General features: G+C 60.2%; 12 protein-coding genes. 6 read left to right on the top strand and 6 right to left on the bottom strand.

The features are described 5' to 3' along the window. Positions 1–394 precede the first annotated feature (394 nt). The 5 genes from F8N62_RS14770 to F8N62_RS14750 all read left to right on the top strand — a co-directional run bounded on the left by F8N62_RS14770 (position 395) and on the right by F8N62_RS14750 (position 6,960). Entirely contained in the window at positions 395–2,914 is a 2,520-nt protein-coding gene (locus F8N62_RS14770) for a TonB-dependent receptor (protein ID WP_150709230.1), read from the top strand. 108 nt (positions 2,915–3,022) lie between these two features. After that, positions 3,023–4,930, top strand: a complete 1,908-nt coding sequence (locus tag F8N62_RS14765; RefSeq protein ID WP_150709231.1) for a phytase — start codon at positions 3,023–3,025, stop codon at positions 4,928–4,930. A gap of 74 nt (positions 4,931–5,004) precedes the next feature. Then, on the top strand, positions 5,005–5,706 hold the full coding sequence (tolQ, locus tag F8N62_RS14760) for a protein TolQ (protein WP_150709232.1): 702 nt from the start codon (positions 5,005–5,007) through the stop codon (positions 5,704–5,706). Positions 5,707–5,719: 13 nt separating this feature from the next. Then, positions 5,720–6,166, top strand: coding sequence for a protein TolR (tolR, locus tag F8N62_RS14755; RefSeq protein WP_150709233.1), 447 nt, complete (start codon positions 5,720–5,722; stop codon positions 6,164–6,166). After that, positions 6,163–6,960, top strand: coding sequence for an energy transducer TonB (locus tag F8N62_RS14750; RefSeq protein WP_150709234.1), 798 nt, complete (start codon positions 6,163–6,165; stop codon positions 6,958–6,960). The genes tolR and F8N62_RS14750 overlap by 4 nt, the downstream gene beginning before the upstream one ends. A 200-nt stretch (positions 6,961–7,160) precedes the next feature. Here F8N62_RS14750 and F8N62_RS14745 read toward each other — a convergent pair whose 3' ends face one another. The 3 genes from F8N62_RS14745 to F8N62_RS14735 all read right to left on the bottom strand — a co-directional run bounded on the left by F8N62_RS14745 (position 7,161) and on the right by F8N62_RS14735 (position 11,164). After that, positions 7,161–7,508 (bottom strand): DUF6124 family protein, encoded by a 348-nt coding sequence (locus F8N62_RS14745; protein WP_150709235.1) that lies wholly within the window; start codon positions 7,506–7,508, stop codon positions 7,161–7,163. Between the two features lie 345 nt (positions 7,509–7,853). After that, positions 7,854–9,098 (bottom strand): DUF4123 domain-containing protein, encoded by a 1,245-nt coding sequence (locus F8N62_RS31890; protein ID WP_224791324.1) that lies wholly within the window; start codon positions 9,096–9,098, stop codon positions 7,854–7,856. Further along, positions 9,095–11,164 (bottom strand): type VI secretion system tip protein VgrG, encoded by a 2,070-nt coding sequence (locus tag F8N62_RS14735; protein ID WP_150709236.1) that lies wholly within the window; start codon positions 11,162–11,164, stop codon positions 9,095–9,097. The genes F8N62_RS31890 and F8N62_RS14735 overlap by 4 nt, the downstream gene beginning before the upstream one ends. A gap of 365 nt (positions 11,165–11,529) precedes the next feature. On the opposite strand from F8N62_RS14735, the gene F8N62_RS14730 reads away from it, so the two are divergent. Then, on the top strand, positions 11,530–11,745 hold the full coding sequence (locus tag F8N62_RS14730) for a TOBE domain-containing protein (RefSeq protein ID WP_008032823.1): 216 nt from the start codon (positions 11,530–11,532) through the stop codon (positions 11,743–11,745). Positions 11,746–12,001: 256 nt separating this feature from the next. Here F8N62_RS14730 and F8N62_RS14725 read toward each other — a convergent pair whose 3' ends face one another. The 3 genes from F8N62_RS14725 to F8N62_RS14715 form a co-directional block, all read right to left on the bottom strand. Next, positions 12,002–12,415 (bottom strand): VOC family protein, encoded by a 414-nt coding sequence (locus F8N62_RS14725; protein ID WP_150709237.1) that lies wholly within the window; start codon positions 12,413–12,415, stop codon positions 12,002–12,004. 90 nt (positions 12,416–12,505) lie between these two features. After that, positions 12,506–13,165, bottom strand: coding sequence for a TetR/AcrR family transcriptional regulator (locus F8N62_RS14720; RefSeq protein WP_150709238.1), 660 nt, complete (start codon positions 13,163–13,165; stop codon positions 12,506–12,508). Further along, positions 13,152–14,003, bottom strand: a complete 852-nt coding sequence (locus F8N62_RS14715; RefSeq protein ID WP_150709239.1) for a 3-hydroxybutyryl-CoA dehydrogenase — start codon at positions 14,001–14,003, stop codon at positions 13,152–13,154. The genes F8N62_RS14720 and F8N62_RS14715 overlap by 14 nt, the downstream gene beginning before the upstream one ends. Between the last annotated feature and the right edge of the window lie 130 nt (positions 14,004–14,133).

Genomic DNA, 14,133 nt, shown 5'->3' with positions numbered 1-14,133 from the left:
AGCAGATGTTTGTGACAGTCGGGTGACGGGGGCGGGAGGTCGAATCAGCTCACGGCGCTACCGTATTTTTCTTACCTGTGATGCATTGTGGCGAGGGAGCTTGCTCCCGCTGGATTGCGCAGCGATCCCACCTCGGTTATCCAGCCAAGACCATGGCGGCCGCTACGCGACCGAGCGGGAGCAAGCTCCCTCGCCACAGGAGCCCCCGTCGCCACGGGTTAGCGGCCGGCTCAGGTCATTTGAGCTCATTAACCGAACTGAAACCCCGCAAAACCCCGGTTTCAAGCGCTCCCCGCCAACCCCTGTCACAGAACGGTCATCCCCCGACCCTAGCTTGCCCTCCCAGTTGCCGGGCCACTTGCCTGGCGTTTTCGGACTCTTGGGGAGGACCACCATGTATCAGCGCAGCCGCACTGCCGGGCTCGTCAGCTTTACGCTCAGCGCATTGGCCATCGCGATGGCCAGCGAACGTCTGAATGCCGCCGAAGCCACCGAACACGTCGAGGTCGTGGGGCAGGCCGCAAGCATCGACCAAGCGCTGAAGGAGCAACGCAATTCCGACAGCATCAAGAGCGTGGTGCATGCCGATGGCGTTGCTCAACTGCCGGACGAAAACGTCGCCGAAGCGGTGCAGCGCTTACCGGGGGTCAGCGTCGAGCGAGATCAGGGCGAAGGGCGGTTTGTCAGCGTGCGTGGCCTCGGGCCGGACCTCAACAGCGTGACCATCAACGGCACGCTGGTGCCGTCGCCGGAAAGCGAACGTCGCGCCGTCGCCCTCGACGTGTTGCCCTCGGAACTGGTGCAGTCGTTGTCGGTGATCAAGACCCTGACCCCGGACATGGACGCCAACTCCCTGGGCGGCACCGTCGATGTCAAAAGCCTCTCGGCGTTCGATCACAAGGGCCTGTTCTACACCGGCACCAGCGAAGCCAGCTACGACAAGAACACTCACCAGACCAGCCCGAAGTTTTCCGGTGCGGCCAGTAATCGCTTCAGCCTCGGCGACGGCATCGACAACTTCGGTGTCGCCGCCGCGCTCAGCTGGCAGAAGCGCGACTTCGGTTCGGACAACGTCGAAACCGGCGGCGCCTGGGATTTCCAGCAGGGCGCCAGACTTGAGGAGTTCGAGCAACGCGACTACGACATCAGCCGCGAACGCGCCGGCGGTGGTCTGAACTTCGACTATAAACCCGATGACCTCAGCAGCTACTACCTGCGCACCCTCTACAGCCGCTACAAAGACAGCGAAACGCGCAACGCGGCCGCCTTCGAATTCGCCGACCCACAGGCCGCCGGCGAGTTGGGTGACGCCGAAGGCGCGCGCAAACTGAAACGACGCGAAGAGACCCAGGAAATCCAGTCCTACGTGTTCGGCGGCGAGCGCATGATCGGCCTCTGGACCCTCAGCGGTCAGGCCGGTTACAGCCGCTCCAGCGAAGACAGTCCGGGCCATATCGCCAACGCTGCGTTCAACGGCATCGATGACTTCGCCGACAGCGGTTTCTATGACAAAGACAAACCACGGCCGATCGTGGGCCAAGGGTTTTACGACCCGGCCAATTTCAGCCTCGACAAGGTCGAGTGGGAAAAGCAGAACACCACTGATACCGAGAAGAACCTGCGCCTGGACCTGGCCCGGGATTACGACTTCAAAGGCTATGCGTCCCAAGTCAAATTCGGCGGCAAGGTCAGTCGGCGCAACAAGGACAACGACCTCGACGCCTGGGTCTACGAAGATTTCGACGACTTGGGTTTCAGCGATGATCAGCTCAACCTGACGCAATTTCGCAAAGGCAACGTCGACTACCGCCTCGGCGAGTTCGGACCGGGTATCAGTGGCAGCGCGATCAAGCAATTGATCGGCGGCCTGAATCAGGCGGACTTCTATGACGAGACCGAATCCCGGGTCAATGACTTCAAGATCAGCGAAGACATCAACGCCGGCTACCTGATGAACACGATCGATATCGACGATTGGCGCTTCATCGCCGGGATGCGCTACGAAGGCACCGAATTTGAAGCCAAGGGCACCGGCGCGACTGACGGCGCGTTCCAGTCCACCGAGACCAAACGTAAATATCACCACTGGTTGCCAGGGCTGCATGCGCGCTATCAACTGGACAAAAACACCCAGGTGCGAGCGGCCTGGACCAAATCCGTGGTGCGCCCGACCTTCGGCCAACTGGCGCCGGGGTTTGTGATCGACGATGACGAAGCGACCTTCGGCAACCCGGAACTCAAGCCGCTGGAGTCGAGCAACCTCGACCTCGGCATCGAGCACTTCATGGGCCGCGCCGGCACCGTTTCGGCGTTCGTGTTCTACAAGGACATCAAGAACTTCGTCTACAACACCGACCTCGCCGGCACCGGCGCCTGGGTCGATTTCGCCGAGGCGCACACCTTCGCCAACGGCGACAGCGCCAAACTCTACGGCCTCGAACTGGCCTACTCGCAGAAATTCGACTGGCTGCCGGCGCCGTGGAACGGTCTGCTGATTGGCGCCAACACCACGTTCAGTCGTTCGGATGCCGAGATCAAAGGCTTCGACGCTGCCAGTGGCGTCATCCGCAAACGCAGCATCGATTTGCCCAACCAGTCCGACACGGTCGGCAACCTGATGCTCGGTTGGGAGGACGACAAACTGAGCCTGCGCCTGTCGGCCAACTACAAGTCGGATTACCTCTACGAGCTGGCTTCGATCAACGACAAGGCCCATGACCTGCACGTCGATGCCCAGACCTTTGTCGACTTCAGCGCCCGTTACTCGCTGACCAAAAACCTGCAGGTCAGCTTCGAGGCGCAGAACCTCACCGACGAACCGTATTTCGTCTACACCGGCCACCGTTCCTACAACGGCCAGTACGAAGAATACGGCCCGACCTACAAGCTTGGCCTGACCTTCACCCACTTCTAGCCGCGCATCAATTCTGTAGGCGCCGGCTTGCTGGCGAAGGCCAATCGCTCCCGAAGGAGCCGGCTTGCTGGCGAAGGCCGTTACACGATTCCAGGACAAAGGACTTTCATGAGTATTTCGTTTCCATCCAAACGTCACTGGCTAGCCGCAGTGATCAGCCTGACCGCCACCCAGTTAATGGCGGCCACCCCAAGCCTGACCCTGACACCCTGGGCCCCGAATCTGTCGGTCGATGCCGTGGCATTTCTCCCTGCCACCAATGAACGCCTCGCCGCCAGCGCCCGTGACGGCCTCCTGCTGCTCGATGCCCGAGGCCAGGAGCTGGCGCGTCTGAAAGGATCATTCAGCACCCTCGACAGCCGCGCCGCCGGCCAACAGGTGTTGGTTGCCAGCCTCGACAACAGCCGTCAGCAAGCGCTGCTGGTCAGCCTCGATCCAGGCAAACGCAGCTGGGGCCAACCGCTGTATCTGCCAACGCGGGATTACCCGGTCAACGGCCTGTGCCTGTACCGCGACGAAGCCAGCAATCTGTTCCTGTTTCTGGTGGGCGAGGAGGGCAAGGGCGAGCAGTGGCTGGTGGGCAACGGCGCGACGCTTAATCCACAGCCACAACGGGTGCGCGGTCTGCCGCTGCCACCTTCGGCAACGGATTGCCAGGTCGATGACGGCGCCAATCAGTTGGTGGTCAACGAAGAAAACGTCGGATGGTGGGCTTACCCGGCGCATCCCGAAGCCGATGTCACGCGCAGCCCGGTGGCCATGCGCGAACCGTTCGGCCAGATAAAAAAAACCGCTGGCGCCATGGCAGTGTTGCCCGGTGGTCTCGTTGCGCTGGACCCGAAAGCGGCGCAATTGCATCTCTATCAACAGCAGGGCGAACACTGGTCCGCTCAGGCAACTTTAGCGTTGCCGGGAGTGAAGGACGCGGAAAACCTCGCGCTGCGCACGACGGACAAAGGCCTGCAAATCCTGCTGCGCGATGACGACGATGGCCGTTTGTATCAGGGCGAGCTCGACTGGCAACCCACGCCAGTGCCCTTGGCGCCGGTACTGCCGAACGTAAAAGCACTCAGTCAGAGCGATCCGGTCGGTCGTCAGGGTGACGCCGCCGACGACCCGGCGATCTGGATTCACCCGCAGCAACCGGCGCGGAGTCGAGTGCTGGGCACCAATAAAAAGCAGGGCCTGCTGGCGTATGACCTGCACGGCAAGTTGCTGCAGGAACTGCCGGTCGGGCGCCTGAACAACGTCGACGTGCGACCGAATTTCAAACTCGGCCAACAGACCGTCGACCTTGCCGTCGCCAGCAACCGCGATCACAACAGCCTCAGCCTGTTCAGCATCGACCGTCTTAGCGGCGAGCTGCGCGAAGCGGGCGAAATCGCCACACCGCTCAAGGACATCTACGGCATCTGCCTGTTCCAGCCCGCGAGTGGCGAAATCTACGCCATTGCCAACGGCAAGGACGGCACCTTCTTGCAGTACCGCCTGAGCGCGCCGAACGGCGCGGTGCAGGGTGAGTTGGTGCGCCAGTTCAAAGTCGACAGCCAACCCGAAGGTTGCGTGGCCGACGACCAGCGCCAACGCCTGTTTCTCGGAGAAGAAGACGTCGGCGTGTGGGCCGTGGACGCCCGCGCCGAACAGCCGGCGACCTTGACCAGCGTGATCAAGGTCGGGCCGCAGCTGCAGGCTGATGTGGAAGGTCTGGCGCTGTATCAAAGCGCAGCGCACGACTATCTGGTGATCTCCAGCCAAGGCAACGACAGCTACCTGGTGCTGGACGCCGAACCACCGTTCGCCTCACGCGGTGCCTTTCGTGTTGGCTTGAACGCTGAGCTCGGCATTGACGGCGCGTCGGAAACCGATGGCCTGGACGTCACCTCGGTCAACCTCGGCGGGCCTTTGAGCAAAGGGATGCTGGTGGTGCAGGACGGCCGCAAGCGTATGCCCGAACAGACGCAGAATTTCAAATTCGTGCCATGGGCCGAGGTCACCAAGGCCCTGAAGCTGCCCTGATCCGGACCGGTCATCAACCTGTCATCGGACTTTCATCCAATAGCCCAACGGCGCTTAAAACAAGGAGTTTCATCATGCAGGCCACGCTCGAACACATGACCATCTGGGGCTTGATCAGTGACGCCAGCCTGTTGGTCAAAGCGGTCATGCTCACTCTGCTGCTCGCGTCTTTGCTCAGTTGGTATTTGATCATCCAGCGCGGTCGGGTGTTGCGCGAACGCGAGCGGCAGATGAATGCCTTCGTGCAAAGGTTTCGTGGCGCTTCGGACTTACAGCCGCTGTACCGGGAAACCGCTTCTGACGAGAGCGGTGTAGTGCCGATTTTTCAAGCCGGGCTTCTCGAGTTCACTCACCTGCATCAGCGTGGGAGCAATTCCCCCGAGGTCGTGCTCGAGGGCACCGAGCGTGCGCTGTACGTGGCCATCAGTGAACAGGAAGTGCAGCTGGAAAAAGGTTTGCAGGTTCTCGCCACGGTCGGTTCGGTCAGTCCTTACATCGGTCTGTTCGGCACGGTGTGGGGAATCATGAATTCCTTCCTCGGCCTCTCTCAAGTGCAGCAAGCGACGCTGTCGACCGTGGCGCCGGGCATCGCCGAAGCGCTGATCGCCACGGCCATTGGCCTGTTTGCCGCGATCCCGGCGGTGATGGCCTACAACCGCTTTGCCTCGCGCAGCCAGACCCTGCTCACCCGTTACTACGCCTTCGGCAATGAGCTGCAGGTTCGTTTGCATCGCACCTTGCACGGCGCGCCGATGAACCTGGCCGCTGCGGCCTGAGAGGAGCGTGAATATGCTGATCAGACCGCAACGCAAGCACGGGCCCAAGGCCGAAATGAACGTGGTGCCTTACATCGACGTGATGCTGGTGCTGCTGGTGATTTTCATGGTCACCGCGCCAATGCTGACCCAGGGCGTGAAGATCGAACTGCCCAAGATCGCCAGTGAAGCGCTGGTCACCGACACGCGCCAGCAAATCCTCACGCTGTCGGTGAAGGCCGAGGGCGGTTACTACTGGAACCTCGGCGGTGAACTCGACACCGAACATCAGACCGATAGCGCCGTGAGCCTCGACGACATGCGGGCGAAAGTCGCGCACATCGTGGCCGAGCGGCAGGACACTCAGGTCTACATTCGCGCCGACAAGGACGCCGGTTATGGCAGCGTGGTCGCGGCCATGGCGGCGTTGCAACAGGGCGGCGTCAGCAACCTCGGGCTGGTGACCGAGGCCCCGCAATGACGGCGATGATCATGCACGGTCCGGCGATGGCGGTGTCGAGCAGTATTCGCGGCTCGTTCTGGCAGCACGGTGTGGCGGCGAGTCTCGCGGTGGCTTTGCATGCGATCGTTCTGGCGTTGCTGATGCATGGCTGGTCGCCGGAGAAACCATCTGTCGAAACGCCTGCGGTACTGCGCACCCAATTGATGATGTTGCAGCCGGCGCCGCAGCCCGTGGCACCGGAACCGGCGCCCGCAGTGGTCGAACCGGCACCGCCCGAACCCGTTGTCGCAGCGCCCGTCAAACCCGCCGTCGATCCGCAGATTCAGGCGCAAAAACTCGAGCAGGCGGTGTTGGCGCGTAAGCGGGTCGAGGACAAAAAACGCGAGCTCCAGGCCGAGCAACAACGTCAACGTCTGGAATCGGAAAAGCGCACTCGCGACGCTGAACAACAACGCCTCGCCGAGCAGCAATCACAACAAGCCGAGCAGGCTCGATTGAGCGCCGAGCGCGCCCGTCAACAGGCGGCACAAACCGCCGCCAACAGCCGCCAGTATTTGCCTTTGAGCAAGGAAGCGCCGGACTACCCGCAACGGGCGCTGGATAAAAATATCGAAGGTGATTGCACCGTGGAATACACGGTCAACCCGCAGGGCAAGGTTGAGAACCCCAAGGTGATCGATGGCTGTCATCCGTTGTTCATACGCCCATCGCTGGCTGCCGCGAACACCTTTCGCTATCAGCCCAAAGTCGTCGATGGGCAGGTGGTTTCAGTGCCGGCGGTGCGCAATACGTTTCACTACCGGATCAAGTGATTGGGTGAGCGAACACAGGGTCTGTGACTAGGAAAGATGCCTTGAGTTAGTGCCTGTGGCGAGGGAGCTTGCTCCCGCTTGACCGGGCTGGCGCTCCAGTGCGTAGCACGCACAAAAAATCGGCGTTTTTATCCGACTTTTGGGGCCGCTCCGCAGCCCAGCCCAGCGCGAGCAAGCTCGCTCGCCACAGAGGTAGGCGTTTACTCAATCGGGTCGAGCTGATCCAGCGCCCGATTCACGTTGAGTTCAGCCAGCATGATGACTTGCGCGATACCCAACAGGGTATTGCGAGCGGTCCCCTCGGTGTGATCGACCAGATCCATGGTCATCACATGGGCGGAGGCCAGCGATTCGCACGCGTTGCCCAACAAGTCTTCGGTATGGAGGTGCGGATCGATGACGTACCACGTGGTAAGGGTGCGTGGGGTGGCTCGAATGTCGGCGTAGGAGGGGATGCGTTCGGGGTCCTCGTGGCGGTTTTCTGAATTGAGGCTTTCGTGGGTGGAGGCTGGATCTGTTTCGGGCGGATTGGGGGTTGGCTTGGGCATTGATGACACTCCTGGAAAACAAAATTAGGAGCCATCACCCCTCGCTACCAAACGATGGGTGGCAGCCATACGCAGGTTGGTAGACCGGTCCAGGAACCCGGCGCATCCGAAGACGCCCCGCGCATGGCCACCATAAGATGCAGAAACAATTCTGCTGAGGTGGCGCGATGCGCCTGGAGGATCCGGGCTACCAAACCCGATCGCTGTTTTTTTCAGCGACCGGAAAACGATAAGCCCCATGCCCAAGGCGCACAAGCCGGCGGATTCTGGCGTAACGGTAGGGAATTACGCAAGACGCTGTAGCTTTCTTGACGTTACTTAGAGGCGTTTTAAACAAGGGGGTGTTTAACAGATCGAATCGATATCCAGCGTGTACGGTGCGCCAACGGTGTGCCCATAGATCGAAGCCGTCAGCGCGTCCTCATCCGGGTCTTCCGGCGCCATGGCGAACGGGTCTTTCACCTTGTTCTCAGGATGCGCCAGCCAGCGCGCCAGGTTTGCTTCCAGTTGCTCGGGCTGTTCCGACAGCGATCCGTAAAGCGCGTGTGCGCTAATCCTCTCAGGTCGAATCTTTTTTAGTCGGTTGACGGTAGTTTCTATCTTGCTCCGTTCAAGTCTCAGTGCATTGATGAGGTTCTCTCGAGTGCGACCATAAGCGTCCGAACGCCCCGGCAAATTATCTTCTTCATCCCTGAGCTGCTGAGTGATTCGTGCCAGCGACCTAGCGACCGAGTCAAACTCAATATCTGTAACCCGCGACTTTTTCGATTCTTGCGCAGTCTTCCACCGCAGCAACACCGCCCAACATGCCGGAACGTACCCGCCGGTCATCGAATGATTCCCGGCCTGGAAGATCTGCGCCAGCAAGGGCGGCCGATCCGGCAGCCCGTTTTTCTGCTGAATCGCTAAAGAGCACGCCGCATGTTGTGTACGCAACCACGCATCAGGGTCATGCACTTCGGCGAGGTTGGCGTAGGCCTCGACATGCTCGGCCAGCAAATAACGGTGGGCGTTGAGCCGGCGGATTTCCGAGGCTTGGGGTTGGGGCAGGGGAGTGCGCAGCCAGAGGGGGCTGTCCGGCACGGGGTATGTGCCGGGTGCAGGGTTTTGAGCGGTTTTCCAGGCTGTGCCGTCCCAGTAGCACACGCTGATCGCCGGCCCGAGGAAGGCTGGGGACTCTTCGACGGGTAGCTGGTTAAGCGCGCGACTCAACACCCGGTTGTCGTGAAAGCGATACAGCGCCTGATAGGGACGCGTCCCGACAATCAGCCGCTCTTGCCAGTGTTGGACCCATTCGCGCAGTGCACCTTTTTCCACGCTCGCCAGCCAACCCCAGTTGCGGTCGGGATGGTCCAGCAGGTCGTCGAGGCGTCTGTCGCCAGACTGTTCCAGGGTGAACATGTACGGCCCGGCGTCGGCCATGTTCACGAGGGTGGTGCCGTTGTAGACGCTCAGGTACTGGTCATGTCCGCTGGACTTCATCAACAGCTGACGGGTGTCACGCTCGTTCTGCGAGTCCAGCACCAGGCACAGTTCATGGCCCAGGCGGCGCTGTTCGTTCATCCATTGACGGGGGAGTGTGTTGATCATGCGGCGGTTCCTTGCGTTGGGCAGACGCCTTCACGGCAGGCTTCGCAGATCGGGCAGAAGTCCGCTGCCAACGCGTTGCTTGCTGCCATCAGTGCGGGCTGGGACGAGGCGAGCATCGGCGGCAGCTCAGGTGGCACGGACAAGCCATTAACTGACCGAGGCGCAGCGACCGAGGCGGCTGGCACGTGCATCGGCGCGCCACCGATCTGGACGGCGCTGCTGCCGAATATTCCGCCGCCACCTACTTGTAAATGTTCACCACCGGCTTCGATCAAGACCTTGGTCCTGGCCTTCAAAACGATCAGGTCGGCTTCAACGACAAACACCCGGCCAGCGCTGAACGCCAGTGTTTGATCAACGTGGGTGTGGCTATTTCCCGCTACTTGCAGATAGTCGTTGGCCTTGAGCTGTGTGTGCCGGTCACCGCTGGTGGTGCGATGCTCCGTGGCTTGCAGCACGGTAACGCTGTCACCTTTGACGGTGGTGCGTTGCTCGTTGCCGACCTCCAGACGGCTGTCGTTTTCTATCCGCTGTTCCATGTCTCGTTGGGCGCGCAGGTAAATCAACTCCTGACCAACACGGTCTTCAACGTGCACTTCGTTGAACCCGTTGCTGTCGGGCGTACTACGGGAACGGAATACGCTGCGGGTTTTGTGGGCGGGTAATTCGTAGGGCACCGGGTTGGCGCTGTTGGGGACACAGCCGATGATTTCGGGGTAGTCGGGGTCGCCGTTTTGAAAGCTGACTTGTACTTCCATGCCGACTCTTGGCAAGGCAACGCCCCCGAAGGCATTGCCAGCCAGAAGGGCGGAGACTCGCAGCCAGCAACTGCTTTTATCGTCGTTGCGACCTTCGCGATCCCAGAAGAACTGCACCTTGACTCGACCGTAGGCGTCGCAATGGATTTCCTCGCCTTCCGGGCCGGTGACCACGGCGCTTTGAACGCCGGCGATGCGCGGTTTGTCGTGGGTCAGTGGCGAGCGGTAGATCACGTCCCAAGGCGTGGCGACGAACTGGTTGCGATACCCCTGAAAGCCGTTTTCAAGGCCGGCGCCGGTGTAGGCCGCGTACTGTTGCAGGACTTGCGGCTGCTCGCCTTCATGCTCGATTTCGGTCAGCAGCCACAGGTCGTTCCATTCTTCTATGGGATGCTCGGACAGTGGCAGGAAATGCCCGGAGCGCAGCATCGGTTGGTCGCTTTTACCTCGTGCTACACGGTGCGCGGCGCCGTGACGCTCCTGTTCGCGTCGGCTCAAGAGCTTGCCGCGATCGCGCTGGGTGAAACGGCCGGGGTACTGGTAATCCTCGAGGTCGGGCTGAGTTCGGGAAACATCAGGCCGGCTCTCGGCCTCCAGTAAAATACGCGCTTTCTTGAAGTCGTAATCGCGGCGAGTGGTGCGGCTGGTACCGGCTTTCACTTTCACGTCAAAGTGATTGATCGCCGGCGTTTCGGCGACCATGCCCGTATCGTGTTTATAGCGTGTCGGACGGTCGAGTTTGGGAAACACGGTCTGGTCGTCGCCAAACACCAACACATGTTTTTCGCGGCTGTGCCGGAAGTGGTAGTGCAGACCTTCCTCCTGGCAGAGGCGTTCTATGAACTGGCGATCCGACTCCTGATACTGCACGCAGTACTCACGCTCCGGATAAACGCCGCCCAGTTGAAACTGGTGGAAATCCCGATGGATGCCGTGGCCGTCCAGGACTTGCGCAATGATGTGTGGAACGGTCATTTGCTGAAAGATGCGGCAATTGATGCGGTGGTGCAGGTACGCCAATCGAGGCACCAGCGTCACGTTATAGCGGGTCAGGCCGTTGCCGAAACTGCCTTTGCTCACGCTAAAAATTTGCCCGTGAATACCGTCGGCGGCCTCGTTAAAAGCGAGATAGGCCAGTTTGTTCAACAGGTCGTTTTGGTCCAGATCCCATCGGTCGCTGACCAGCTCGATCTCAAAGGCGTACGGCTGGCTGATGAATTCCTTGCCGTCGAATCTGAGTACCTGAAGGTCGTGTTGAAGGTCGTCAATCGTGAGGCTGAAACGGGCGTGAGGATCTGCGTTGAGCATTCAGGGTTCCTTTTCCTGTGGCGTGGCACAGGCTCCGGTAACGCTGATTTAACAAGTGCTAGTGACCTTCCATGGCCATCACCACAAAACGCCCCGGAGCCGGGTTAGTGCAAACCTATCAAGAGCCGGGATGAATTGATGTCAGTCGAGATTCCAATTTAAGCGTTTTCGGACGTTTCCTACTCCGTCCCGCGTAGAACTGTAGGAGCGCTGCTGCTACAGGATGTGCATTATGTGCGGAGTTAATATTCCTGAAAGATATAAATAGAGAATTATATATTCCTATTAATCTTGTTCCTTGGCGTGCACTTTGAACGCCTGGCCATCTACCCGGATGCGTTCGACACCCCACAGGAAGCCGCCTCATGACCATCAAAGCGATCAACGTCCGCAACCAGTTCAAAGGCGTCATCAAGGAAATCGTAGAAGGGGAAGTGGTCTCGGAAATCGACGTGCAAACCGCCTCCGGGATTGTCACTTCAGTGATCACCACCCGTTCGGTGCGCGATCTTGAGTTGAGAGTGGGAAGCGAGGTGATCGCGTTTGTAAAATCCACCGAAGTCTCGATTGCCAAGCTCTGACACGGCGATCCCTGTGGGAGCGAGCCTGCTCGCGATGGCCGACAACGATTACCCGTGCCGTCTGGGTGAACGCGGTGTCTGGAGGTTTTTCGCGAGCAGGCTCGCTCCCACAAGGTGATTGGGTGACGTCAGTGATCGCGTTCGTAAAATCCACCGAAGTCTCGATTGCCAAGCTCTGACACGGCGCTCCCACAATGGGGATTGGGGCACCAGCGATATCAGGTCGGCATCCGAGCAGGAATATTGCGCGTGAAGTTCACTGATCCTTTTCGCAATTGACCATCCACGACACGCCAAACCGGTCGACCAGCATGCCAAAGCGCGCCGCCCAGAAGGTCGTTTCCAGCGGCATCTGCACGCTGCCGTCTTCCGCCAGCGCGTTGAATACCCGCTCGGCCTCGGCGATGCTGTCGACGTTCAAGGAGACTGAACAGCCGGCCATGTCATCGGTGGGGCGATCCGGTGTGGTGTCCGAGCCCATGATCGCCTGATCGCCCACCGACAGGAGGGTGTGGATGATCAGGTTGTGCAGGTCGGCAGGAAAGTGCTCACGCGCGGGGCTTTCGCCGAAGGTCATCATCAGCTCGATCTGGCCTTGCAGGGCCTGGGCATAGAAGGTGAACGCGGCTTTGCAGTCGCCGTTGAAGATGAGGTAGGGATTGATTTTCATGTTTGCGCTCCCGGTCATTGAAGGGCACTCATCGGTCGGCGTTAGATTCGCCCAGTACATTCCGATGGTATTGACTCGGGTAGCAAAGCGCTAAAACGCTGCGGATGCTGGGGTTTTTTTAGATGTTTTTTCTATGGAAGGCGCGAGGCTTATCGCCTCAGGTGCGCGTCGCGGTGCCAGCAATCGCTCAATGGCGCCACCGACAAGGTTTTCCAGCAGTTCCTCTCGCTCGCGTTCATCCAGCGCATGCTGCGCCAGCCAGCACGGCGCGCTGTTCAGCAGATTCGCGATGGCATGTCCGGCGGCGCGTTGTGCCGGTTCGCTCAGGCGCGATTTGCTGCCAAGCATCCGCAGCAAGGTGCGTTCGTACTGCTCGCGCAATTGCCGAACGCGGGCTTGCTGCTCATCGTTCAGACAGCCGCTGTCGCGCTCCACCAGACGAAAATGCCAGGGCATTTCCTGATGCAGATTCAGGTGGGCGCGGATCAGGTTTTGCAGTTTGTCGCGTTTCGCTGAAGCCTTCTGATCGATGCGCCCGAGCGTCGACAGCAGTTCTTCGTAGAACTCTTCAATCAAGTCCAGCAGCAAGTGTTGTTTGCTCGGGTAATGGTGATACAACGAGCCCGGCGCCAGGCCCAGGCAGGCCGCGAGCTCACGCATGCCAACCTGACCGAAACCCTTGTTGGCAAACAGCTCCAGCACCTTGTCCCGGTATTCGGCAAAACGTGAGCAACGCTCAGGCATAGGCATGGAAACCACGCCCCGTTTTGCGTCCGAGGTAGCCGGCGGCGACCATTTCCTTGAGCAATGGCGCGGGGCGGTATTTGCTGTCGTTGAAGCCGTCGTAGAACGCTTCGAGAATCGCCAGCACGGTGTCCAGGCCGATCAGGTCGGCCAGCGCCAGCGGGCCGATGGGTTGGTTGCAACCCAGGCGCATGCCGGCGTCGATGTCTTCGGCGCTGGCCAGGCCTTCCTGAAACACCAGGATCGCTTCGTTGATCATTGGCACCAGAATCCGGTTGACCACAAACCCCGGACGGTTGCCGGCGGTGATTGCGGTTTTGCCGAGGGTGGTGGCCATGTCCAGCGCCAGCGCATGGGTCGCGTCGCTGGTTTGCAGGCCGCGGATCACTTCGATCAGGCCCATCACCGGCACCGGGTTGAAGAAGTGCAGGCCGATGAAACGCTCAGGCTGGCTGACGCTGGCGGCGAGCTGAGTGATGGACAGCGAAGACGTATTGGAGGCAATCACGCACTCGGCACTGACCTGCGCGGCGATTTGTTGCAGCACGCGCAGTTTAAGGTCGAGGTTTTCGGTGGCAGCTTCGATCACCAGTTGCACGGCTTTCAGGCTGCTGTAATCGGTGCTGGTGCGGATCTTGTCGAGGGCGGCGAGCTTCTGTTCCTGGGTCAGGGTTGCCTTTACGACCTGCCGATCAAGATTCTTGCCGACCGTCGCGAGCGCCTTTTGCAGCGCGCTTTCGGAAATATCGATCAAGGTCACGTTGAAGCCGGCCACGGCGCAGACTTGCGCAATGCCGTTGCCCATGGTGCCTGCGCCGATCACGCCGATGTTTTGCAGATTCATCTACCCATCCTTCCGATCAAACCCTGCGATACCTTGGCCGCCGCAACGGCCGAAGGCGTACTATTGGCCGCGAGTCTAGAACCGGCAGGGCGGTTGTCCTATGCCGGAACTGTTCAACGGTGCTGGTGTT

It is taken from the genome of Pseudomonas fluorescens (assembly GCF_902497785.1).
Lineage (GTDB): Bacteria > Pseudomonadota > Gammaproteobacteria > Pseudomonadales > Pseudomonadaceae > Aquipseudomonas > Aquipseudomonas fluorescens_BO.
This window is presented reverse-complemented; position numbering and strand designations above follow the sequence as displayed.

What these genes read in the sequence shown, in the direction of transcription:
- F8N62_RS14735 (WP_150709236.1), bottom strand. Translation starts at nt 11,164, where the DNA reads ATGCTCAACGCAGATCCTCACGCCCGTTTCAGCCTCACGATTGACGAC.
- F8N62_RS31890 (WP_224791324.1), bottom strand. Translation starts at nt 9,098, where the DNA reads ATGATCAACACACTCCCCCGTCAATGGATGAACGAACAGCGCCGCCTG.
- F8N62_RS14715 (WP_150709239.1), bottom strand. Translation starts at nt 14,003, where the DNA reads ATGAATCTGCAAAACATCGGCGTGATCGGCGCAGGCACCATGGGCAAC.
- tolR (WP_150709233.1), top strand. Translation starts at nt 5,720, where the DNA reads ATGCTGATCAGACCGCAACGCAAGCACGGGCCCAAGGCCGAAATGAAC.
- F8N62_RS14745 (WP_150709235.1), bottom strand. Translation starts at nt 7,508, where the DNA reads ATGCCCAAGCCAACCCCCAATCCGCCCGAAACAGATCCAGCCTCCACC.
- F8N62_RS14730 (WP_008032823.1), top strand. Translation starts at nt 11,530, where the DNA reads ATGACCATCAAAGCGATCAACGTCCGCAACCAGTTCAAAGGCGTCATC.
- F8N62_RS14765 (WP_150709231.1), top strand. Translation starts at nt 3,023, where the DNA reads ATGAGTATTTCGTTTCCATCCAAACGTCACTGGCTAGCCGCAGTGATC.
- F8N62_RS14720 (WP_150709238.1), bottom strand. Translation starts at nt 13,165, where the DNA reads ATGCCTATGCCTGAGCGTTGCTCACGTTTTGCCGAATACCGGGACAAG.
- tolQ (WP_150709232.1), top strand. Translation starts at nt 5,005, where the DNA reads ATGCAGGCCACGCTCGAACACATGACCATCTGGGGCTTGATCAGTGAC.
- F8N62_RS14725 (WP_150709237.1), bottom strand. Translation starts at nt 12,415, where the DNA reads ATGAAAATCAATCCCTACCTCATCTTCAACGGCGACTGCAAAGCCGCG.
- F8N62_RS14770 (WP_150709230.1), top strand. Translation starts at nt 395, where the DNA reads ATGTATCAGCGCAGCCGCACTGCCGGGCTCGTCAGCTTTACGCTCAGC.
- F8N62_RS14750 (WP_150709234.1), top strand. Translation starts at nt 6,163, where the DNA reads ATGACGGCGATGATCATGCACGGTCCGGCGATGGCGGTGTCGAGCAGT.